The sequence below is a fragment of the Brachybacterium sp. SW0106-09 genome (genome assembly GCF_001293905.1).
In the GTDB taxonomy this organism is placed as follows: Bacteria; Actinomycetota; Actinomycetes; order Actinomycetales; family Dermabacteraceae; genus Brachybacterium; species Brachybacterium conglomeratum.
The window spans coordinates 41,513-62,003 of record NZ_BCAK01000019.1 but is presented as its reverse complement, the minus strand read 5'-3'; the positions used below and the strand labels follow the sequence as shown (position 1 = coordinate 62,003).

Here is a 20,491-nt window from a genome sequence, read left to right as displayed (position 1 = left end):
CCGCCGTGCCCGAGAGCACCCCGCGCACCACGCTCGTCACCACCAAGTCCGCACTGCGCGAGCACCGCGTCGCGATGGACGGGACGGTCGCGGCGGTGCTCACCATGGGCTCCCTCCATGCCGGGCACCTGGCCCTGGTCGAGAGGGCCCGCGAGCTCGCCGACCACGTGATCCTCACCGACTTCGTCAACCCCCTCCAGTTCGGTCCCGGGGAGGACTACGAGGCCTATCCCCGCGACCTCGAGGCGGATCTCGCCCTCGTCGACGGGCTCGTCGACCTCGTCTTCGCCCCGGGCGTGGAGGAGATGTACCCCGTCATGCCGCCGACGGTCTCGGTGAGCGCGGGACGCGCCGGCACGGTCCTCGAGGGCGCCGCCCGGCCCGGCCATTTCGACGGCGTGGTCACCGTCGTCGCGAAGCTGCTGCGCCTGACGGATCCGCACCTGAGCGTGTTCGGGCGCAAGGACGCCCAGCAGCTCGCGATCATCCAGCGCCTGGTCGCCGACCTCGACCTGCCCGTGCGGATCGAGCCCGTGGAGATCCAGCGGGAGGAGACGGGCCTCGCCCGCTCCAGCCGCAACGCCTATCTCTCCGCGGCCGGGAAGGAGCAGGCCCTGGCCCTGTCCCGCACGATCGCCGCGGCGCTCGCGGCCGCCCCCTCCCTCTCCGGCATCCAGGACGCGCTGGAGGCCGCGCGGGAGCGGGCGGAGATCGACTGGGACTACGCGCTCGCCCTGGACCCCGCGACCCTCGAGCCCGCCGGCCCCGACCACCGCGGCGAGGTGCTCGTCGTGCTCGCCGGACGCGTCGAGGGCACCCGGCTGCTGGACGCCGCTGTGGCGGTGGCGACAGCACCCTGATCCCTGAGGCCGTCACGCGCGCGGTGATGAGACAATCGCAGCCATGAGCGAGAACCCCCCTGCCTCCGAGGTGACCGACAGCTCCGACCAGATCGCGGTCCGACGGTCCAAGCGGGAGCGCCTGCTGGCGCGCGGGGAGGAGCCCTATCCCGTCTCCGTCCCCGTGACCGCCACGATCGCCGAGGTCCGCGCGGAGTACGGCCACCTCGAGGCCGGCGTGGAGACGGACGACGAGGTCGGCGTCTCCGGTCGCGTCGTCTTCCAGCGCAACACGGGCAAGCTCGCCTTCGTCACCCTCCAGGACGGCGCCGGGGAGCGTCTGCAGATCATGGCCTCGCAGGCCGTGATCGGCGAGGAGCGCCTCGCCGATCTCAAAGCCGACGTCGATCTCGGCGACCACGTCTTCTTCCACGGCCGGGTCGGTGCGTCCCGTCGCGGCGAGCTGAGCATCTTCGCCGACTCCTGGCAGATGGCCGCGAAGGCGGTGCGCCCCCTCCCGGTGCTCCACGCGGACCTCTCCGAGGAGTCGCGGGTGCGCCGCCGCTACGTCGACCTGATCGTGCGCCAGGAGGCGCGGGACGCGGTGCGCCTGCGCTCCGAGGTCATGCACTCCCTGCGCGAGTCCTTCCGCGGCCGGGAGTTCGTCGAGGTCGAGACCCCGATGCTGCAGGTGATCCCCTCGGGTGCGGCGGCACGGCCGTTCGTCACCCACATGAACGCCTTCGACCTGGACCTGTACCTGCGGATCGCGCCGGAGCTCTTCCTCAAGCGCGCCGCGGTGGGCGGGCTCGAGAAGGTCTACGAGATCAACCGCAATTTCCGGAACGAGGGCGCCGATTCCACGCATTCGCCCGAGTTCGCGATGCTCGAGTCCTACCAGGCCTACGGGGATTACGACTCGATCGGCGAGCTCACGCAGTCGCTGATCCAGGAGGCCGCCGAGGCCGCCACCGGCTCCCAGGTCGTCACCCTCGCCGACGGCACCGAATACGACTTCTCCGGGGAATGGGCGAAGATCACCGTCTACGGCTCGCTCTCCGAATCCCTCGGCGAGGAGATCACCCCCGAGACCACCCCGGCGCGCCTGCGGGAGATCGCCCGCTCGCTCGAGCTGGACCTCGACCACCCGAAGTACGGCCACGGCAAGCTCGTCGAGGAGCTCTTCGAGCATCGCGTGGGCGACCACCTGCACGAGCCGACCTTCGTGCGCGACTTCCCGGTGGAGACCAGCCCGCTGGTGCGCGCCCATCGCAGCACGCCCGGCGTGGTCGAGAAGTGGGACCTGTACGTGCGCGGCTTCGAGCTCGCCACCGGCTACTCCGAGCTGGTCGATCCCGTCATCCAGCGCGAGCGCTTCGCCCAGCAGGCGGAGCTCGCCGCCCAGGGCGACGACGAGGCGATGCGCCTGGACGAGGACTTCCTCGAGGCGATGGAGTACGCGCTGCCGCCGACGGGAGGCATGGGCATGGGCGTGGACCGCCTGCTCATGGCCCTGACGGGGCTCGGCATCCGCGAGACGATCCTGTTCCCGCTCGTGAAGCCGGGGGCCTGAGATGGACTCCGGGTTCTGGTTCGAGGCCGGTGCGCTGCTGCCCTCGATCGGCGTGGGGCTGCTGTTCTGGTTCGTGATCCGCTCGCTGCTGCGGGCCGACCGCCGCGAGCGGGAGGCCGAGCGCCAGGCGGAGCAGGAGCTGCTCGAGCGGAAGCAGCCCCGGAAAGATCCCTGAGACGGCGGCGCGAGTGACGAGGAATACCCCTTCGTCCACACGCCCCGTAATCAGATTGAAATGACCGGCCTCGTAATGGATACTGGGCGATATCGTGAACACCCCATGTGTTCATGATGAAGTCCGGAAACCACCAGCGAGGGAGAACCCCTATGGCACGGAAGACCTACGTGGAGCTCATCGATGACATCAACGGTGACAAGGCCGAGGAGACGGTGAGCTTCGCCCTGGACGGCGTCGGCTACGAGATCGACCTGACGGCCGAGAACGCGGAGAAGCTCCGCGAGGAGCTGAGCGGGTGGGTCGGCAAGGCGCGCCGCGTCGGGGGTCGTCGCACCCGCGGCACCGCCTCCGGCTCCCGTGCGAGCTCGAACGACTCCTCGCGCATCCGCGAGTGGGCGCGTGAGGCGGGCTACGAGGTCCCCGATCGCGGCCGGATCTCCGGCGCGATCCGCAAGGCGTACGAGGAGGCCCACGGGGAGTGATCCCCGCCCGGCGGCCGTGAGCCGCCGACGCCTTCGACGAGGGCCCGCGACCATGACGGTCACGGGCCCTCGTCCTGTCCTGGGCCGCGCTTCGTGCGGCGCGCCGGCGCGGCGTCCCCCGCCCGCCGTCGGGCCGGCCGCGCCGATCAGCCGGTCACCAGCCGCGGATGCTCCAGGAGGCGGCGTGCTCGTCGCCCGGGGCCAGGCGCACCACGTCGGTGCCGCTGCGGAAGGCGTCCGGCGGGCAGGTCATCGGCTCGACCGCGAGGCCGCGGCGGTGGTGCTCCGGCTCCGGGCGGTCCCCGGTGTGGATCTGGAGCCACGGGCACTCGGGACCGGCGGTGAGCTCCACCCCGGTGCCCCCGGGAGCGGTGACGGCGACATCCAGGCGCCCCTCCGCGTCCCGGCCGAGGTCGGTGAAGGCGTGGTCGATGAACAGGTCGCCGAGCACGCGCGGAGCGGAGAAGTCGAAGGGATCGCCGGGCGGTACCGGCGCGGTGCCGGTGGGCAGCAGCCGGTCCTCGGTCACGGTCAGCACCGTGCCCGCCGCGACCTGCAGCGACCACTCGTCCAGCGGCTCGGGGCCGGCGACGAGATAGGGATGCGGGCACACCCCGTAGGGGGCGTCGCGTCGGCCGAGATTCCGGGCGGTGACCGTGGTGGTCAGCCCGGCCTCGGCGGAGAGGGAGTACCGGACCGTGAGCAGCAGGTGGAAGGGGTAGCCGGGGGTGGGGAACAGCTCGGTGCGCAGCACCGCCTCGTCGTCGTCCACCGACGCGGGGGTGAAGGACTGGAAGGAGACGAGCCCGTGGAGGGCGTTGCCGCGCTCGGGCTCGCTGAGCGGGGTGCGCAGCTCCTCGCCGTCCCACACGTAGGTGCCGTCCCCGATCCGGTTCGGCCAGGGCGCCACGATCGCGCCCCGGTAGAACAGCATCGGCCCCTCCTCGGGGCTGCGGAGCACGAGATCCCGACCGCCGACGGTGAGGGACTCGAGCGTCGCGCCGACGGTGGAGATCTCGGCGCGGTAGTCCCCGGCGACGAGGACCAGCAGGTCGCCGCGATCGCGGGCGGCACGGCCCGCGTCCCCGGGAGCGTCTGCGGGGGCGCCGAGGTCGGCGGGCGTGAGGGGAATGGTCATCGGCTGCTCTCCTGGGAGGTGGGGGTGGTGGGGCCGCTGTCGGCCGGAGGGCGGGCGGGGGCGTCGGGGCCGGGCTCCGGTGCGGGCGCGGGCGACAGCTCGGGTGTCGGCTCGGGCTCGGGTGTCGGCGTCGGCTCGGGCTCGACGAGCACGACCTCGAGACGGCGCGGTCCGTGGACGCCCTCGACACGGTCGAGCTCGATGTCGCTGGTCGCGCTCGGCCCGGAGATCATCGTCCACGCGGCACGGGGATCCTCGGCCATGCGCTCGATGCCGCGCGGCACCCCGAGCACGACCTGCTCGGCCTCGACGACCACGACGTGCCGGTCCGGGACCAGCGAGATCGCGCGCCGGCCGCCGAGTTCGTCGCCCCGCAGCACGATCGTGCCGGTCAGCGCGATGGCGGTGTGGCAGCCGGTGAGCACGGCGTCGATCCCGTCGAGCTCGCGGGGCGAGGCGGTGCCGTCGTCGACGGTGACCGCGACGCCCGACGGCGGCCTCCACTCGGGCGGCAGACCGGCGGGGACCACCGCCGAGGCGGCGTCGCCGAGCGCCGCGGCGATCGCGGCCGACAGCTCCGACGGCGTCGTGCGGTGCACCACCGCGGTGTAGTCCTCGAGCCGCTGGACGAGCACGTCGCGCACCTTCTCCGGGGCGGTGCCGAGCTCCTGCCTGTCACCGGAGCGCTGGTAGTCGCGGGGCACGTCCTCCGCCTCCGTCACCGCATCGCGGCGCGGGGCCGCGAGCGCGGTGCGCACGCGCGCGAGGATCTCCTCCTTCGCGCTCATCCCCGGCGTGCGGGCGGGGCGGGCGTCGGTCCAGTCGTTCACGGCTGCTCCTCCCCGTCAAGGGCGCCGGCGGCCGAGGCGTCGCCGTCCGGGGCGGGCCCGTCGGCCGGCCGCGCGCGGCCGTTCTCGCCGGGACCGCCGGCCGACGGTCCCTCCGGGCCCCGAGCGACGCGCTCCTTCTCGCGCTCGGCCCACCAGGACCGGAAGGACTGCGGGGGGCTGGGCAGGTCACGGTGGTCGGTCCAGCCCGGGATGATCGGCAGCATCCCCGGCAGCCGTCCGATGTTCGCGCCGGGCAGCAGCGAGGACAGCGGCTTCGCCGAGCGGACGGCGAGGTCGTAGGCGCGAGGGGAGGACATCAGGCGGCTCGCGCCCTTCAGCGCTAGGTCCCAGCTGCCGTGGAACTCGCCGCGCGCCTCGCGGCGCCGGTCCACGTCCTTCGCACGCAGGTGCACGAGGATCTCGGGGATGTCGATCTTCACCGGGCACACGTCGTAGCAGGCGCCGCACAGGCTCGAGGCGTAAGGGAGGGTCGAGTTCGGGTTGCCGGTGCCGCTCATGCCCGTCATCTGCGGGGAGAGGATCGCGCCGATCGGGCCGGGATAGGTCGAGCCGTAGGCGTGGCCGCCCGTGCGCGCATAGACCGGGCACACGTTCAGGCAGGCCGAGCAGCGGATGCAGTGCAGGGCGCTGCGCCCCTCGGGGTCCTCCAGCACCGACGATCGCCCGTTGTCCAGCAGCACCAGATGGAACTCCTCGGGGCCGTCGCCCTCGTGCACGCCCGTGAACAGGGTGGTGTACGGGTTCATCCGCTCTCCGGTCGAGGAGCGGGGCAGCAGCTGCAGGAACACCTCGAGGTCCTGGAAGGTGGGGACGATCTTCTCGATCCCGACCACGGAGATCAGGGTCCGCGGCAGGGTCAGGCACATCCTCCCGTTGCCCTCGGACTCCACGACCACCAGCGTGCCCGTCTCGGCGACCGCGAAGTTCGCCCCGCAGATCGCGACCGAGCCGGGCATGTCCAGGAACTTCTCGCGCAGGAAGCGGCGCGCCGCCTCCGCGAGCTCGGCCGGGTCGTCGGTGATGGACGGATCGAGATCCGGCATCGCCGCCAGGAAGATCTCGCGGATCTCCGCGCGGTTGCGGTGGATCGCGGGGACCAGGATGTGGGAGGGGGTGTCGTCCGCGAGCTGGACGATGAGCTCCGCGAGATCGGACTCGATCGCCCGGATGCCCGCATGTGCGAGCGCCTCGTTCAGGCCGATCTCCTGGGTCGCCATCGACTTGACCTTCAGCACCTCCCGGGCGCCGCGCTCGAGGGCGAGGCGGGTGACGATCTCGGAGGCCTCCTCGGCATCGCGGGCCCAGTGCACGACGCCCCCGGCGGCTGTCACCGATTCCTCGAGCTGCTCGAGCAGCTCCGGGAGATGATCGGTGACCTGCCACTTCAGGGCGCTGCCGGCGCTGCGGAGCTTCTGCCAGTCGCGCACCTCGCGCACCGCCCCGGCGCGCTTGGCCTGGATCGTCGAGGTCGCGTGGCGCATGTTTGCGCGCAGGGTCGCATCGCCCAGCGCCTCCCGCGCCGCCTCCGGGAACCCGCGCTCGCCCCGCAGGGTCGAGACGGGCGAGGCGTGCTGGGGGCGGACGGTCGGCATGCCCAGCTGGACGGTGCTCATGCGACCATCTCCTCCCGCTCGTTCCTCGCAGTTCGTCGACCGGTCCAGATATTCATGACGCCCTCCCGAGGATGGTCTCCGACGGGACGAAGGGGTCCTCCTTCGTCGAGGCGAGGATCTGCGCGAGATGCACCGACCGCGGTGCCGCCCCGGTGCGGTGCAGCTTCCCGCCGATGTTCATCAGGCACGAGGCATCGCCCGCGACCACGAACTCCGCACCGGAGGCGACGACGTTCGCGGCCTTGTCGGTGACCATCGCGTCGCTGGTGGCGTCGTTCTTCACCGAGAAGGTGCCGCCGAAGCCGCAGCAGGTGTCGGACTCGGGCAGGTTCTTCACCTCGATGCCCTCGACCGCGCGCAGCAGCTTCAGCGGGCGCGGCCCCACCTTCAGGAAGCGCATCGAGTGGCAGGTGGGGTGGTAGGTGACCGAATGGGGGAAGAACGCGCCCACGTCGGTCACCTTCAGCACGTCCACCAGCAGCTCGGAGAGCTCGTAGGTCCTCGCGGCGACCGCGGCGGCGCGCTCCTCGAGCGCCGTGTCGCTCTCGTGCCGGGCGACCAGCGTGTGCTGGTCGCGGACGCAGCCGGTGCAGGAGCCCGAGGGCATCACGATCGCGTCGACCCGATCGAGCGCCGGCTCGAAGGTGTCCACGAAGGAGCGCACGATCGGCGCGGCCTCGGTGTAGTAGCCGGAGTTGGTGTGCATCTGGCCGCAGCAGGTCTGCCGCCTGTCGAACACCACCTCGTGGCCCAGCCGCTCCAAGAGGGTGACGGTGGCCCGGGCGACGTCCGGGGCCATCACGTCCACCAGACAGGTGGTCATCAGTGAGATCCGCATGAGCTCTCCTGGAGCGGCGAGGCGTCGTCGTCGACGCGCAGTGGGCGAGGCCGGGTGGCTCTCAGTGGGCGAGGTCGAGGGCGGCGGCGGTCCGCTCGAGGGTGCGGTGCGCGAGCTCCGCGTCCTCCGAGAGGTGGGTGCCCCAGCTGGGGACCATCTGCTGCAGCGCGGGTCGCCACGCCTCGATGCGCTGGGGGAACATCTTCTCGAGAATCGTGAGCATGATGCTCGTCGCGGTCGACGCGCCGGGGGAGGCGCCGAGCATGCCGCCGATCGACCCGTCGGCCGCGGTGATCAGCTGGGTGCCGAACTGCAGCACGCCGTGCTTCTTCCTGTCGGGGGCGATCACCTGGACGCGCTGCCCGGCGGTGACCTCCTCCCAGTCGGACATGTCGGCGTCCGGCATGTACTCCAGCAGGGCCTCGAAGCGCTTGTGGGTGGTCGCGGCGAGCTGCGAGCCGAGGTAGACCATGAGGTCGAGGTTCGGCGGCGCGACCGCCATCATCTGGGTGAGGTTCGAGGGCTTGATCGACTTGAAGAGGTCCGTGTAGGAGCCGGACTTGAGGAACTTCGGCGACCAGCCCGCGTACGGGCCGAACATCAGCGAGCGCTTCCCGCCGACGTGCCGGGTGTCCAGGTGCGGGACGCTCATCGGCGGGGCGCCGACGGCGGCCTTGCCGTACACCTTCGCGTCGTGCCGCGCGATGACGGCCGGGTCGGTGCAGCGCAGCCACTGGCCCGAGATCGGGAAGCCGCCGAAGCCGCGGATCTCCTCGATCCCGGACTTCTGCAGCAGCGGCAGGGCGTAGCCGCCCGCGCCGACGAACACGAACGGCGCACGCACCACGCGCAGGGAGTCTTCGGCCGTGCTGCGCACCATGACGCCCCAGTCGTTGCCCATGCGGCGCAGGTCCACGACCTCGGAGCCGGTGGCGACGGTGGTCCCGGCGCGGGAGGCGAAGTCGAGCATCTCCCGGGTCAGGGCCCCGAAGTCGACGTCGGTGCCGTCGGGCGACCAGGTCGCGGCGATGGTCTCGGTGACCGGGCGTCCCTCGGAGACCAGCGGCGCCCACTCGGCGAGCCGGGCGTGCTCGGTGGTGAACTCCATGCGGTCGAAGAGCGGGTTGGCGACGAGCGCCTCGTGGCGGCGTCGCAGGTAGTCCGCGTTCTCCATCCCGTGCACGAAGCTCATGTGCGGGACGGTGTGGATGAAGCGGGAGGGGTCGCCGATCCGGTCGTTCTCCACGAGGTGGGTCCAGAACTGGCGAGAGACCTGGAACTGCTCGTTGATCGCGATGGCCTTGGCGGGGCTGACTGAGCCGTCCACGTCCTGCGGGGTGTAGTTCAGCTCGCACAGCGCGCTGTGCCCGGTCCCGGCGTTGTTCCATGCGTCGCTGGACTCCGCGCCGAGGGAGTCCAGGCGCTCGAGGACCACGATGTCCCAGTCCGGCTCGAGCTCGGTGAGCATCGCGGCGAGGGTCGCGCTGGCGATGCCGCCGCCGATCAGCACCGCATCCGCGCGGGTCACGTCCAGGTCTGCCATGTCTCTCCGTTCGAAATGCTTCCTCGCTCCGGTGCGGGCGCCGCACGGGGCGAGGCTCGGGTGCCGCTTCGGGGGATGACGGCGTCGGCCGCGGCCACCCTCCGGGCGATCTCGCCCGTCAGACTATCGCCCTCCGCAGGGTGCGGTGGCTCCTGGGCCCGCGGTCGGCGTCGTCGTGATGGGATGGGCGCATGCCGACGATGCCGCCTCTCGCCCCGACCCCCGCCCAGCTCGCCTGGCAGCGCGACGGGCTCGGGGCCTTCTTCCACGTCGGGGTCAACACCTTCGCGGGCCGGGAGTGGAGCGACGGGAGCCTGCCGCCGGAGATCTTCGACCCCTCGGACCTCGATGCCGAGGAATGGGTTGTGCTGGCCGCGGAGCTCGGCGCGCGCTACGTGGTGCTCACCGCGAAGCACCACGACGGGTTCTGCCTGTGGCCGACGTCGACGACCGACTACTCCGTCTCCTCCTCCCCGTGGCGCGGCGGGGACGGCGACCTCGTCGCCGAGGTCGCGGCCGCCTGTCGGCGCCACGGTCTGGGGCTCGGCCTCTACCTCTCCCCGTGGGACCGCCACGCGCCCGAGTACGAGGATCCCGTCGCCTACGACGCGCTCTACCTCGCCCAGCTGCGAGAGCTGTGCACGGACTACGGCGAGCTTTACGAGCTGTGGTTCGACGGCGCCGCCGAGCCTCTGATCGCCTCGGGCGAACAGACGTCACGCCAGCGGCGAACACACGGGGAATCCCCGCCCGATCCGCGTACTCTCGATCCATCACCACCACCGAATGGGGGAGGACCATGTTCGAACGGTTCACCGACCGGGCGCGTCGCGTCGTCGTCCTGGCGCAGGACGAGGCCCGCCTGCTCAACCACAACTACATCGGCACCGAGCACATCCTGCTGGGCCTGATCCACGAGAACGAGGGCGTCGGCGCGAAGGCGCTCGAGGCCCTCGGCGTGACGCTCGACGCCGTGCGCGAGCAGGTCCGGGACATCATCGGCGAGGGCAACCAGACCCCCTCGGGCCACATCCCCTTCACCCCGCGCGCCAAGAAGGTGCTCGAGCTGAGCCTGCGCGAGGCGCTCCAGCTCGGCCACAACTACATCGGCACCGAGCACATCCTGCTCGGCCTGCTGCGCGAGGGCGAGGGCACCGCCGTCAAGGTGCTCTCCCGCCTCAAGGCCGAGCCGTCGGCCGTGCGCCAGGAGGTCATCGAGCGCCTCTCCGGCTACCAGGGCAAGGAGCCGGCCAACGCCGGCGGCCCCGCCGAGGGTCAGCCCTCGGGCTCGCTCGTGCTGGACCAGTTCGGCCGCAACCTCACCCAGGCCGCCCGCGACGGCAAGCTCGACCCGGTCATCGGGCGCGAGAGCGAGGCCGAGCGGGTCATGCAGGTGCTCAGCCGCCGCACCAAGAACAACCCCGTCCTGATCGGCGAGCCCGGCGTCGGCAAGAGCGCCGTCGTGGAGGGCCTCGCCCAGTCGATCGTCGCCGGGGACGTCCCCGAGACGCTCAAGGACAAGCAGCTCTACACCCTCGACCTCGGCTCCCTGGTCGCGGGCTCCCGCTACCGCGGCGACTTCGAGGAGCGCCTGAAGAAGGTGCTCAAGGAGATCCGCACCCGCGGCGACATCATCCTGTTCATCGACGAGATCCACACCCTGGTCGGGGCCGGTGCCGCCGAGGGCGCGATCGACGCCGCCAGCATCCTCAAGCCCATGCTGGCCCGCGGCGAGCTGCAGACCATCGGTGCGACCACCCTCGAGGAGTACCGCAAGCACATCGAGAAGGACGCCGCGCTCGAGCGCCGCTTCCAGCCGATCCAGGTCGACGAGCCCTCGGTCGCGCACACCGTCGAGATCCTCAAGGGCCTGCGCGACCGCTACGAGGCGCACCACAAGGTGACCATCACCGACTCCGCCCTCGTCGCCGCGGCGAACCTCGCCGACCGCTACGTCAACGACCGCTTCCTGCCGGACAAGGCGATCGACCTGATCGACGAGGCCGGTGCCCGGCTGCGCATCCGCCGCCTGACCGCGCCGCCGGAGCTCAAGGAGTTCGACTCCCGCATCGAGGAGGCGCGGAAGAAGAAGGAGGAGGCGATCGACGGGCAGGACTTCGAGCTCGCCGCGAACCTCCGCGACGAGGAGCAGAAGCTCAAGTCCGAGCGGGAGGAGAAGGAGAAGGCCTGGCGCCACGGCGAGTCCGACGCGGTGACCACCGTCTCCGAGGAGGTCATCGCCGAGGTCCTCGCCGCCTCCACCGGCATCCCGATCGTGAAGCTCACCGAGGAGGAGTCCTCGCGCCTGCTGAACATGGAGGACGAGCTGCACAAGCGCGTCATCGGGCAGGACGAGGCCATCAAGGCCATCTCCCGGGCGATCCGCCGCACCCGTGCGGGCCTGAAGGATCCCAAGCGCCCCGGCGGCTCGTTCATCTTCGCCGGGCCCACCGGCGTCGGCAAGACGGAGCTGGCCAAGGCCCTGGCCGAGTTCCTCTTCGGCGACGAGGAAGCGCTCATCCAGCTGGACATGTCGGAGTTCGGCGAGAAGCACACCGCCTCGCGCCTGTTCGGCTCGCCCCCCGGCTACGTCGGCTACGACGAGGGCGGCCAGCTCACCGAGAAGGTGCGCCGCAAGCCGTTCTCCGTCGTGCTGTTCGACGAGGTGGAGAAGGCCCACGTGGACATCTTCAACTCGCTGCTGCAGATCCTGGAGGACGGCCGCCTGACCGACTCGCAGGGCCGCGTGGTGGACTTCAAGAACACCATCATCATCATGACCACCAACCTCGGCACCCGGGACATCGCCAAGGGCGTCTCCATGGGCTTCACCGCGGGCGGCGACCTCTCCACCGACTACGAGCGGATGAAGTCGAAGGTCCACGAGGAGCTCAAGCAGCACTTCAAGCCCGAGTTCCTCAACCGCGTCGACGACGTGGTGGTCTTCCCGCAGCTGTCCAGGACCGAGATCATCCAGATCGTCGATCTCGAGGTCGCGAAGCTCTCGCGTCGCCTGCAGGACCGCGACATGACGCTCGAGCTCACGCAGCCAGCGAAGGATCTGCTGGCCGAGAAGGGCTACGACCCCGTGCTGGGCGCGCGGCCGCTGCGCCGCACCATCCAGCGCGACATCGAGGACTCCCTCTCCGAGCGGATCCTGTTCGGCCAGGTCCAAGTAGGCGACCAGATCGTGGTCGACGCCGAGGGTGAGGGCCTGCTGGGCGATCTCACCTTCGCCCGCCGCGGCGAGGACGGCTCCCTCGAGCCGATCTCCGATGTGGTCGACGTGGAGTCGATGACGCAGGCTCGCGCCGAGGACGTCACCCACGCGGACGGCGCGGACGGCGCCGACAGCACGCCCGACAGCGCGGAGGCCAGCACCTCCTGAGCTCGGGCCACGGCCCGGCCCCCGTCCGCGGGAGCCGGGCCGTGACCGATCCCGCCTCCGGTCGCTCGCCGGAGCGCGGAGCACTCCCGGACCGGGATCACCGGCCACGGGATCACGTCCCGGAGCGCAGCGGCCCCCACGGGGCCGCGGGACCCCTGACCGGAAGGACCCATGGGAGAGCTGCTCGATCGTCTCCTCTCGCTGACCGGCGTCCTGGAGGACTGGATCCTCCAGATCGGCGAGGCCTGGTGGGTCCACCTCGTCGTCTACGCCTTCGCCGCCCTGGACGGCTTCTTCCCGACCGTCCCCAGCGAGTCGACGATCGTGTCCCTGTCCTCGCTGTGGTCGAGCTCCGGAAGACCCTCGATCATCCTGATCGGGCTGGCGGCCTGGGCCGGCGCCTTCACCGGGGACAACCTCGGCTATCTCCTGGGCAACAAGATCGGCTGGGAGCGCTTCCGCTTCCTGCGCGGGGGCAAGGGTCGACGCGCGGTCGAGGCCGCGGAGAACGGGCTGCGCAAGCGGGCCCTGGTCTTCCTCATGACGGCCCGCTACATCCCCTTCGGCCGCACCGCCGTGAACCTCGTCGCGGGCGCCGTGCACTACCCGCACCGCCTGTTCTGGCCCCGCTCGCTGCTGTCCACCTTCGTGTGGGCGGTGTACTCCTGCGCGATCGGCGCGGTCGCCGGCGCCTGGTTCGAGAACAACCACCTGCTCGCGATCACCGTGGCGCTCGTCGCCGCGATCGTGATGGCACTGGTGGTCGAGCGGATCATCGCGGCCGTGCACCGCTGGCTCGACCGTCGCGCCGAGCGCCGCGATGCCGAGCGTCGCGATGCCGAGGCCGACGCAGAGGCCGGCTCCGCCGTCGAGACCGGCACAGGCGTCGGCACCGGTTCCGCCGTCGGCACCGGTTCCGCCGTCGGCGCCGGTTCCGCCGTCGGCGCCGGCCCCGGCGCGGACGCCGAGGCCGACGCCGCCACCACCGTCCACGGAGAGGACAGCCCCGCATGACCTCAGGCACCGGCGCACAGATCCGTCCCGCGCTCCCGGCCGACGTGCGCGCCATCAACGCGATCGTCGAGCCGATGACCCACACTGGGATCCTGCTGGGCAAGGACCTCGTCTCCTACTACGAGGCCGTCCAGGAGTTCCTCGTCGCGGTCGACGAGGACGGCACGGTGGTGGGGTGCGGCGCCCTGCACGTGATGTGGGAGGACCTCGCGGAGGTGCGCACCCTCGCCGTGTCCGACACGGTGCGCGGCACGGGCCTCGGCCACCGGATGCTCGAGGCGCTGCTGGACCGGGCCGTGCAGCTCGGCCTCGAGCGCGTGTTCTGCCTGACCTTCGAGGTCGAGTTCTTCGCACGGCACGGCTTCGAGGAGATGGCCGAGACGGTCGACCCGGAGATCTACAGCCAGCTGCTGCGCTCCCCGGACGAGGGGATCGCGGAGTTCCTGGACCTCGCCCGGGTCAAGCCCAACACCCTGGGCAACACCCGCATGATCAAGCAGCTCGACCGGAGCGCCTGAGCCCGTCGGCGCCGTGCTTCAGGGCTTGCGCGGTGCCTCAGGGCAGACGCAGGCCGGGGAGCGCGCCGGCGTCGCCCGCCGCGGCGGCCCCTCCCGCCTCCTCCGCCACCGCTGCGAGCCCGTCGGCCAGCAGGGAGCGCACGCAGCGCTCCACCCGCACCGGATCCTCGGGATCCAGCGCTGCGAGCATCGCAGGACCGGCCGCGCCCTGCTCGCGCAGCAGCGCCATGATCCGCCCGCGCATCTGCCGGTCCGTCCCCTCGAAGGGCTGACGGCGTCGCGTGTCCTCCTCGGGCTCGGGGCGGCCCGCGGCGACCCACGCGCAGCCGACCCTCGCGAGGGGGCACTGGGCGCAGCGGGGCGTCCGCGCAGTGCACACCAGCGCGCCGAGCTCCATCACGGCCTGGTTCCACGCCACCGACCGCTCACGCTCCGCGGGCAGCGTGTGCGTGGCGAGCGTCCGTTCGGCGGCGGAGTAGGAGCGGTCCGGCAGCGCCCTGCCGCGGACGGCGCGGGCGAGGACGCGCCGGATGTTCGTGTCCACGACCACGGCGCGGTCGTGGTGGGCGAAGGCGGTGACCGCGGCGGCGGTGTACTCGCCGATCCCGGGCAGCGATCGCAGCCGCTCCTCGCCGCGGGGGACCACGCCCCCGTGCGCGCTCACGATCTCGCGCGCGCACTCCTGCAGGCGCAGCGCGCGGCGCGGATAGCCGAGCCGATCCCAGGCGCGCAGCACCTCGGAGGTCGGGGCGTCGGCGAGGTCGGCCGGTTCGGGCCAGCGCTGCATCCACTCCAGCCAGCGCGGCAGCACCCGCACCACGGGGGTCTGCTGCAGCATCACCTCGGAGACGAGGATCCCCCAGGGCGTCGCGTCGGGAGAGCGCCAGGGGAGGTCGCGGGCGGTCTCCTCGTACCAGGCGATCGTCGCCTCGATCATCGCCTCGAGGTCCGGACCGGCCGCAGCGGCCTCGTCCTCCGTGCCCGGGACGGCGGGCGCCCCGGGGCGGGTCGTGCCCTTCGGGGCGGTGGGGGAGCGGGTCACCCGGGGGACGGTATCGCATCCCGCCCCGGCGCCGGGGCGGGCACCGGTCTCGCGCGCGGGGCCCGCCCGGGGAACGACGTCCACCCCGGGAACGGCGACGGGGGCGGCACCGCACGGTGCCGCCCCCGTCGTGGGGTGCGCGGGCGATGCCGCGCCGGGGTGGATCAGACCTGGGGGTTGCCGCCCTGGGGGTTCTGGGTCTTGAGCAGGTCGCGGATCTCGGAGAGGAGCACGATGTCCTCGGGAGCCGCCTCGACCTCCTCCTCGACGCCCTTGCGACGGTTGGCCGCCTCGCGGGCCTTGGTCATCGGCAGCACGAAGACGAAGTAGACGACGGCTGCGGTGATCAGGAAGGTGATGACCGCGGAGATCACCGCACCGAAGTTGATGAAGGTCGCCTCATTGTTCTCGAAGATCTTGAAGCCGAAGCCCTCGACGCTGTCCGCGCCGCCCGCGGCGGCGACGACCGGGTTGATGAGGTTGTCGACGAAGGCGGTGACCAGCGCGGTGAACGCGCCGCCGATCACGACACCGACCGCGAGGTCGATGACGTTGCCCTGCATGACGAAGTCCTTGAAGCCCTTCATGGGGAGTTCCTTCTCAAGATGGGGGATGAGGGAGAACCGAAGTCACGGCCCGCTCGGACTCTAGCGGATCACGGACACCGTGACGTTCGACGTACCGAGAGCGTGAGCGGCTTCTCCGGACCGCTGCCGGTCCACGAGGACAAGCGCCTGGACACCGGTATCGGTCCCTGTGCTGAGCGCTCCCGGGCTCGTCGCGGCGGCGGAGAGGGAACGGATCTCCGCGGGGATGCGGGTCGCGGACCCGTCCACGGGATCGCTCATCAGCAGCTCGATCCGCGTCCCCGATCGAAGATGCGGCAGCAGCACGTCCGGCACGGGGACGGCCAGCAGCGCCGTCCCCTCGGGGAGGGAGTCCTCGCCGGTGGCGAGGAGATCCCCGGAGAGGATCGGGCCGCCCTCGGCGACCGGGGCGGCGAGGCGCTCGCCCACGAGGTCCTCCACCGCGGTCGCGGCACCGGAGGGCACCAGCGAGCTCGCGACCTCGACGGTGCGCATCTGCTCCGCCTCCAGGGCGGTGCCGGTCGGCAGGTCCTCGGCGGCGACCACCACCTCCGTCCCCGTCACCGAGCCCGGCACGAGCGAGGGCACCAGCAGCACCGCGGCGGCGGCCACGACGAGCACGGCCAGGGTGCGGCGCCGACGGCGCAGGGCCCGGCGCCATGTCGGCAGGTGAGGGAGCAGTCGAGTGAGCATGCCCCGACGCTAGGGCCGCCTCCGCGACGGCGCGAGGGATCGCGCCCCGCAGTGGACGGCGGGGCGATGGGGAGGAGAGGTCAGGAGGCCGCGGCGGCCGGCTGCGAGGCGGAGCCCGCCGAGGAACCGCCCGAGGACGAGCCGGCGGAGGACGAGCCGGCCGATCCCTCCGAGGACGAGGCGGAGCTGCCCGCCCCATCGGAGGAGGAGCCCCCGCCCACCGTGGAGGCGCCCGAGGTCGCCGAGTCCGTCGAGTAGAAGCCCGATCCCTTGAAGACGATGCCCACCGAGTCGAAGACCTTCCGCAGGGCCTCCTGCGCGCACTCGGGGCAGGTGGTCAGCGAGTCCTCGCTGAAGCTCTGGTACTGCTCGAAACGATGTCCGCAGTTCTTGCAGGCATAGACGTACGTGGGCACGCGGGTCCTCCGGGATGGTCGATGTGCGGGCCGCGCACGGGCGGCCGCAGGAAGTCTACGACCACGCGGCGCTCAGGCGGGATCGGAGGTGACCAGCGAGACGAACCCGTCGGCCGTCAGCACCTCGCGGATCGGCACGTCGTGCTCCTCGCGGGGGAGCGTCCCGGCCGCGAGCAGCTCGTGCGGATGGATCACGACCACCACCCGCGCCTCGGCCGGAAGGGTGGTCAGCGCCCTGTCGTAGAAGCCGGCGCCGTGCCCGATCCGGGTGCCGGAGCGGTCCACGGAGAGCGCAGGGGCGAGCACCAGCACCGCCTCGGAGAGCGCATCGGGCCCGAGCCGCTCGCCCCGGGGCTCCTTCCCGAAGCCGCGCCCGGGGGAGTCGGCGAAGTCGGAGACCCCGTCCCAGCGGATCCACTCGAGCTCCGGCCCGGCGGCGGCGGGGAACACGAGCTCCGCGCCCCGCGCGGCGAGGGCGGAGGCCAGCGGCATCACGTCGGCCTCCGTCGGGGTGGGATGGAAGGCGGCGACGCGAGGGGCCGGGTCCCCGGCCTCCTCGCGACGTGCGGCCAGCGCCTCGATGTCCGCGACGATCCCCGCGGCATGCGCGAGGATCGCCTCCGCCTCGCGGGAGCGCCGGCCGGGGTCCTCGCCGTACACGGCACGCCGGTCCGCGCGCAGCGTCGTGCGCAGCGCCTTCTTCTCCGACTGCTTGTCCACGAGCTGCTCGTCCACGAGTGCCTCCATCTCCTGCTGCGCGCTCTGCCCCTGCGCAGGCGCCGGCTCGCCGCCCGGCGCGCCGACCCGGGGGTGGGAGGCCCCGGGCTGCGGCGCATCGGCCGAGGCCGGGCGTCCACGGCCCAGAGTCGCACACGGCGGGAGAACGCGCAGGCGAGTCCGTGGGACGTCTACGATGACGCGATGGTTCACGTGTGGCCCCTGGTCCTGCGCGACGGGGAGCTGACGCTGCGCCCGCTGCGACGGCGCGACCGCGGAGACTTCGAGCGGCTGCGCGCCCGCAGCGTCGACTGGCTGCGGCCGTGGGACGCGACGGACCCGCTGAGCGAGCGCGGGCCCGCGGACTTCCGCACCCTGCGCCGCTGGGCCGACGAGCAGGCGCGGCTCGGGACCTCCCTCCCGCTCGCGATGGTCGTCGGCGGACGGGTGATCGGGCAGATCACCGCGGGTCCCATCCAGTACGGGGCGGTGCGCTCGGCGGTGCTCGGCTACTGGGTGGACCGGGGAATGGCCGGCCGCGGACTGGCGCCGCGCGCGGCGGCGCTGGTGATCGACCACCTCTTCGCCGAGCTCGGCCTGCACCGGGTCGAGGTGACCGTGCGGCCCGAGAACGCGCCGAGCCTGCGCGTGGTCCAGAAGCTGAACCTGCGCCCCGAGGGGCTGCGCCGCGCGGCGATCCACGTCGACGGCGGCTGGCGCGACCACCTCGTCTTCGCGCTGACCGCCGAGGAGGTCGCGACCGACCACGCCGGCTACGGGGTCCTGCGCCGCCTGCAGCGCGAGCATCCGAGCCCCGCACCGACCGGCTGAGCCCCGCGGTGGCACGGCGCACGGAATTGCTCGCCGACACGCCCGTTCCGTGACCAGGCGAATCACATCGGTGTCATTACTGTGGCGGTGTGGAGTCGATCAATCTCGGTGCCGTCCTCTTCGGCGGCCTGCTGCTGCTGTGGCTGGTGTACGCGCTGCCGCGCACCGCCGCCCGTCGCGAGGTGATGGGCCGCGCGCGCGCCGCGGACGAGGCCGGGATGACGCCCCAGGCCCGGGATCTCTCCGAGGCCGTCCACGCCCGCCGCTCGTCTGCCGAGGTGACCACCCCCATGCCCCAGGACCGCCTGCTCATGCGTCCCGCCGATCCGACCCGTCGGCCCCGCTTCGACACCGACCCCGGCACCCGCGTCGACCTCGGCGAGGAGCGCGGACGCTCGCGCCGTCTCATGCGCGGGGTGCTGATCGGGCTGATCGTCCTCACCGCCGCGCTGGTCGTCGGCGCGGTCGCGAACGTGCTGCCCTGGTGGCCGCCGGTCCTCGGCGCGGTCGTGCTCGGCGTGTTCCTGGTGGGGCTGCGCCGTGCCGAGCTGGAGCGTCGGGCCCGCCTCACCCGCGCCGCGACCCGCGCCCGTCAGGAGCGGGCCGAGGCCGAGACCGCGCGTCGACGCGCCGAGCAGGCGCCAGCGAGCGCCGGGCGTGAGCTGTCCGCCCCGTCGGCCGTCTCCGCCGCGCAGCACCCCGCCGCGTCCGCGGAGGCCGAGACCGCCTCCGCGTCCGTGCTCGAGACCGCCTCGGAGCGCGCGGCCGAGCAGGTCACGCGGCCGGGGGAGTGGACGCCCCGCCCGGTGCCGCGGCCCACCTACGCCCTGCGCGGCGAGGTCGACGACCTCGCCAGCCGTCACGCCGCCCACCGCCGCAGCATGCTCCCGGAGTCCGTGCCGCTGGAGCGCGCCCACGTCGAGGAGGCGGAGGCGGTCGAGGAGAGCTTCGCCCCCGCCCAGGACCTCCACCTCGACGAGATCCTCGCCCGCCGCCGCGCCTGAGGCGGACCCGGTGCGCGACCTCGCAGGGCTCGACGGACTGCTGGCCCGGGCGGGATGGTCCGAGCGGCCCCTCGCGGTCCTCGACCTCGACGCCGTCGACGCCAATGCCGACGACCTCCTCCGCCGCGCCGGCGGCACCCCGGTGCGCATCGCCTCGAAGTCGCTGCGGGTGCGGGGGCTGCTCGACCGGCTCCTCGCCCGCCCCGGCATCGCAGGGATCCTCGCCTTCACCCTCCCCGAGGCCCTGCGGCTCGTCGCCCACGGGGCACGGGACGTGCTGGTCGCCTATCCGACCGCGGGGCGCTGCGCCGCCTCGCCGCCTCGCCCGAGGCGTTGGGCGCGATCACGCTCATGGTCGACGAGACCGCGCAGCTGGACCTGATCCTCGACGCCACCGCCGACCTCCCTCCCCGCACGGGCGGACGCAGGATCCGCGTGGCGCTCGAGCTCGACGTCTCCTTCGCCCCGCTGCCCGGGATCCGCTTCGGCGCCCTGGGCTCGCCGGTGCGCACGGCGGGCCAGGCCGTCGACCTCGCCCGCGCGGTGCTCGCCCGGCCCCGGCTCCGGCTGGTGGGCCTGATGGCCTAAGAGGGCCACATCGCCGGGGTCACCGACGCCGCCCCCACCCCCTACGGCGCCGCGGTCCGCGCGATGAAGCGCCTGTCCCGCCCCGAGATCGCCGCACGCCGCGCCGAGGTGGTCGCCGCCGTCCGGGAGCTCGTCCCGCTCGAGTTCGTCAACGCCGGCGGCACCGGCTCGCTCGAGTCCAGCGCCGCCGAGGAGGCCGTCACCGAGGTCGCGGCCGGCTCGGGACTGATCGGGCCGGGCCTCTTCGACCATTACCGCGGCTTCACCCCGCAGCCCGCGCTGTGGCTGGGCACCTCCGTGGTGCGCCGCCCCGCCCAGGGCGTCGCGACCGTGCTCGGCGGCGGGTGGATCGCCTCCGGCCCGCCCGGCACGGACCACCTGCCCACCATCGCCCATCCGCCCGGACTCGCCTTCGCCCCGCAGGAGGCGGCCGTCGAGGTGCAGACCCCCGTGATCGGACCCGCCGCCGAGGACCTGCGCGTCGGCGACACGGTGTGGCTGCGGCACGCCAAGTCGGGCGAGCCCGCCGAGCACTTCTCCCACTACCTGCCCGTCCAGGGCGAGCAGGTCCTGGATCCGATGCCCACCTATCGCGGCGAGGGTCGGACCTTCCTCTGATCCCCGGCCCGCAGCGCCCT

Annotated in this window: 20 protein-coding genes and 1 pseudogene; 11 read left to right on the top strand and 10 right to left on the bottom strand. The window is 72.7% G+C overall.

Going from position 1 to position 20,491, the window contains the following annotated elements; all coding sequences use genetic code 11:
* Positions 1-5: 5 nt before the first annotated feature.
* The 4 genes from panC to Y09_RS09820 all read left to right on the top strand — a co-directional run bounded on the left by panC (position 6) and on the right by Y09_RS09820 (position 3,072).
* Complete coding sequence (gene panC / locus Y09_RS09830; protein ID WP_053917546.1) at positions 6-860, top strand: pantoate--beta-alanine ligase; 855 nt, start codon at positions 6-8, stop codon at positions 858-860.
* A 43-nt stretch (positions 861-903) separates the two neighbouring features.
* Positions 904-2,412 carry a lysine--tRNA ligase gene (gene lysS, locus Y09_RS09825; RefSeq protein ID WP_053917545.1) on the top strand — a complete coding sequence of 503 codons (1,509 nt, stop codon included), beginning with the start codon at positions 904-906 and terminating at the stop codon, positions 2,410-2,412.
* A gap of 1 nt (position 2,413) precedes the next feature.
* Entirely contained in the window at positions 2,414-2,587 is a 174-nt protein-coding gene (locus tag Y09_RS17675; RefSeq protein WP_010551049.1) for a hypothetical protein, read from the top strand.
* Positions 2,588-2,739: 152 nt separating this feature from the next.
* Positions 2,740-3,072 (top strand): Lsr2 family protein, encoded by a 333-nt coding sequence (locus tag Y09_RS09820; RefSeq protein ID WP_053917544.1) that lies wholly within the window; start codon positions 2,740-2,742, stop codon positions 3,070-3,072.
* 154 nt (positions 3,073-3,226) lie between these two features.
* Here Y09_RS09820 and Y09_RS09815 read toward each other — a convergent pair whose 3' ends face one another.
* From Y09_RS09815 to Y09_RS09795, 5 genes are all read right to left on the bottom strand, one after another.
* The gene (locus Y09_RS09815; protein ID WP_082358744.1) at positions 3,227-4,210 is read right to left on the bottom strand and encodes an aldose 1-epimerase family protein; all 984 of its coding nucleotides are present in this window, start codon (positions 4,208-4,210) and stop codon (positions 3,227-3,229) included.
* The gene (locus Y09_RS09810; RefSeq protein ID WP_053917543.1) at positions 4,207-5,040 is read right to left on the bottom strand and encodes an LUD domain-containing protein; all 834 of its coding nucleotides are present in this window, start codon (positions 5,038-5,040) and stop codon (positions 4,207-4,209) included. The genes Y09_RS09815 and Y09_RS09810 overlap by 4 nt, the downstream gene beginning before the upstream one ends.
* On the bottom strand, positions 5,037-6,674 hold the full coding sequence (locus Y09_RS09805; RefSeq protein ID WP_053917542.1) for a lactate utilization protein B: 1,638 nt from the start codon (positions 6,672-6,674) through the stop codon (positions 5,037-5,039). The genes Y09_RS09810 and Y09_RS09805 overlap by 4 nt, the downstream gene beginning before the upstream one ends.
* Positions 6,675-6,726: 52 nt before the next feature.
* A complete protein-coding gene (locus Y09_RS09800) occupies positions 6,727-7,512 on the bottom strand; it encodes a (Fe-S)-binding protein (protein ID WP_053917541.1) in 786 nt (261 codons plus the stop codon).
* Between the two features lie 61 nt (positions 7,513-7,573).
* Positions 7,574-9,055, bottom strand: coding sequence for a malate:quinone oxidoreductase (locus Y09_RS09795; RefSeq protein WP_053917540.1), 1,482 nt, complete (start codon positions 9,053-9,055; stop codon positions 7,574-7,576).
* Positions 9,056-9,246: 191 nt separating this feature from the next.
* Between Y09_RS09795 and Y09_RS09790 the strand changes: the two genes are divergently transcribed.
* The 4 genes from Y09_RS09790 (at position 9,247) to Y09_RS09775 (ending at position 13,975) form a co-directional block, all read left to right on the top strand.
* Positions 9,247-9,966, top strand: coding sequence for an alpha-L-fucosidase (locus Y09_RS09790; RefSeq protein WP_234695691.1), 720 nt, complete (start codon positions 9,247-9,249; stop codon positions 9,964-9,966).
* The gene (locus tag Y09_RS09785; protein ID WP_053917539.1) at positions 9,855-12,443 is read left to right on the top strand and encodes an ATP-dependent Clp protease ATP-binding subunit; all 2,589 of its coding nucleotides are present in this window, start codon (positions 9,855-9,857) and stop codon (positions 12,441-12,443) included. Before Y09_RS09790 ends, Y09_RS09785 begins: the two co-directional genes overlap by 112 nt.
* 171 nt (positions 12,444-12,614) lie before the next feature.
* Positions 12,615-13,457, top strand: a complete 843-nt coding sequence (locus Y09_RS09780) for a DedA family protein (protein ID WP_053917538.1) — start codon at positions 12,615-12,617, stop codon at positions 13,455-13,457.
* Entirely contained in the window at positions 13,454-13,975 is a 522-nt protein-coding gene (locus tag Y09_RS09775; protein WP_053917537.1) for an amino-acid N-acetyltransferase, read from the top strand. The genes Y09_RS09780 and Y09_RS09775 overlap by 4 nt, the downstream gene beginning before the upstream one ends.
* Positions 13,976-14,012: 37 nt before the next feature.
* Here Y09_RS09775 and Y09_RS09770 read toward each other — a convergent pair whose 3' ends face one another.
* The 5 genes from Y09_RS09770 to Y09_RS09750 all read right to left on the bottom strand — a co-directional run bounded on the left by Y09_RS09770 (position 14,013) and on the right by Y09_RS09750 (position 17,460).
* The gene (locus tag Y09_RS09770; protein ID WP_053917568.1) at positions 14,013-14,912 is read right to left on the bottom strand and encodes an A/G-specific adenine glycosylase; all 900 of its coding nucleotides are present in this window, start codon (positions 14,910-14,912) and stop codon (positions 14,013-14,015) included.
* Positions 14,913-15,181: 269 nt separating this feature from the next.
* On the bottom strand, positions 15,182-15,604 hold the full coding sequence (gene mscL, locus Y09_RS09765) for a large conductance mechanosensitive channel protein MscL (protein ID WP_053917536.1): 423 nt from the start codon (positions 15,602-15,604) through the stop codon (positions 15,182-15,184).
* Positions 15,605-15,664: 60 nt separating this feature from the next.
* Entirely contained in the window at positions 15,665-16,297 is a 633-nt protein-coding gene (locus Y09_RS09760; RefSeq protein ID WP_053917535.1) for an SAF domain-containing protein, read from the bottom strand.
* A gap of 80 nt (positions 16,298-16,377) precedes the next feature.
* On the bottom strand, positions 16,378-16,713 hold the full coding sequence (locus Y09_RS09755; RefSeq protein ID WP_053917534.1) for an FmdB family zinc ribbon protein: 336 nt from the start codon (positions 16,711-16,713) through the stop codon (positions 16,378-16,380).
* A gap of 72 nt (positions 16,714-16,785) precedes the next feature.
* Complete coding sequence (locus Y09_RS09750; protein ID WP_234695690.1) at positions 16,786-17,460, bottom strand: 5-formyltetrahydrofolate cyclo-ligase; 675 nt, start codon at positions 17,458-17,460, stop codon at positions 16,786-16,788.
* A gap of 174 nt (positions 17,461-17,634) precedes the next feature.
* Here Y09_RS09750 and Y09_RS09745 point away from each other — a divergent pair, with 174 nt between their 5' ends.
* The 3 genes and pseudogenes from Y09_RS09745 (at position 17,635) to Y09_RS09735 (ending at position 20,471) form a co-directional block, all read left to right on the top strand.
* Complete coding sequence (locus Y09_RS09745; protein ID WP_053917533.1) at positions 17,635-18,261, top strand: GNAT family N-acetyltransferase; 627 nt, start codon at positions 17,635-17,637, stop codon at positions 18,259-18,261.
* 89 nt (positions 18,262-18,350) lie between these two features.
* Positions 18,351-19,265, top strand: a complete 915-nt coding sequence (locus tag Y09_RS09740) for a hypothetical protein (RefSeq protein ID WP_053917532.1) — start codon at positions 18,351-18,353, stop codon at positions 19,263-19,265.
* Between the two features lie 10 nt (positions 19,266-19,275).
* A pseudogene (locus Y09_RS09735) lies at positions 19,276-20,471 on the top strand (alanine racemase).
* Positions 20,472-20,491 lie beyond the last annotated feature (20 nt).

What these genes read in the sequence shown, in the direction of transcription:
- lysS (WP_053917545.1), top strand. Translation starts at nt 904, where the DNA reads ATGAGCGAGAACCCCCCTGCCTCCGAGGTGACCGACAGCTCCGACCAG.
- Y09_RS17675 (WP_010551049.1), top strand. Translation starts at nt 2,414, where the DNA reads ATGGACTCCGGGTTCTGGTTCGAGGCCGGTGCGCTGCTGCCCTCGATC.
- Y09_RS09820 (WP_053917544.1), top strand. Translation starts at nt 2,740, where the DNA reads ATGGCACGGAAGACCTACGTGGAGCTCATCGATGACATCAACGGTGAC.
- Y09_RS09815 (WP_082358744.1), bottom strand. Translation starts at nt 4,210, where the DNA reads ATGACCATTCCCCTCACGCCCGCCGACCTCGGCGCCCCCGCAGACGCT.
- Y09_RS09805 (WP_053917542.1), bottom strand. Translation starts at nt 6,674, where the DNA reads ATGAGCACCGTCCAGCTGGGCATGCCGACCGTCCGCCCCCAGCACGCC.
- Y09_RS09800 (WP_053917541.1), bottom strand. Translation starts at nt 7,512, where the DNA reads ATGCGGATCTCACTGATGACCACCTGTCTGGTGGACGTGATGGCCCCG.
- Y09_RS09795 (WP_053917540.1), bottom strand. Translation starts at nt 9,055, where the DNA reads ATGGCAGACCTGGACGTGACCCGCGCGGATGCGGTGCTGATCGGCGGC.
- Y09_RS09790 (WP_234695691.1), top strand. Translation starts at nt 9,247, where the DNA reads ATGCCGACGATGCCGCCTCTCGCCCCGACCCCCGCCCAGCTCGCCTGG.
- Y09_RS09785 (WP_053917539.1), top strand. Translation starts at nt 9,855, where the DNA reads ATGTTCGAACGGTTCACCGACCGGGCGCGTCGCGTCGTCGTCCTGGCG.
- Y09_RS09780 (WP_053917538.1), top strand. Translation starts at nt 12,615, where the DNA reads ATGGGAGAGCTGCTCGATCGTCTCCTCTCGCTGACCGGCGTCCTGGAG.
- Y09_RS09775 (WP_053917537.1), top strand. Translation starts at nt 13,454, where the DNA reads ATGACCTCAGGCACCGGCGCACAGATCCGTCCCGCGCTCCCGGCCGAC.
- Y09_RS09770 (WP_053917568.1), bottom strand. Translation starts at nt 14,912, where the DNA reads ATGATCGAGGCGACGATCGCCTGGTACGAGGAGACCGCCCGCGACCTC.
- mscL (WP_053917536.1), bottom strand. Translation starts at nt 15,604, where the DNA reads ATGAAGGGCTTCAAGGACTTCGTCATGCAGGGCAACGTCATCGACCTC.
- Y09_RS09760 (WP_053917535.1), bottom strand. Translation starts at nt 16,297, where the DNA reads ATGCTCACTCGACTGCTCCCTCACCTGCCGACATGGCGCCGGGCCCTG.
- Y09_RS09750 (WP_234695690.1), bottom strand. Translation starts at nt 17,460, where the DNA reads ATGGAGGCACTCGTGGACGAGCAGCTCGTGGACAAGCAGTCGGAGAAG.
- Y09_RS09745 (WP_053917533.1), top strand. Translation starts at nt 17,635, where the DNA reads ATGGTTCACGTGTGGCCCCTGGTCCTGCGCGACGGGGAGCTGACGCTG.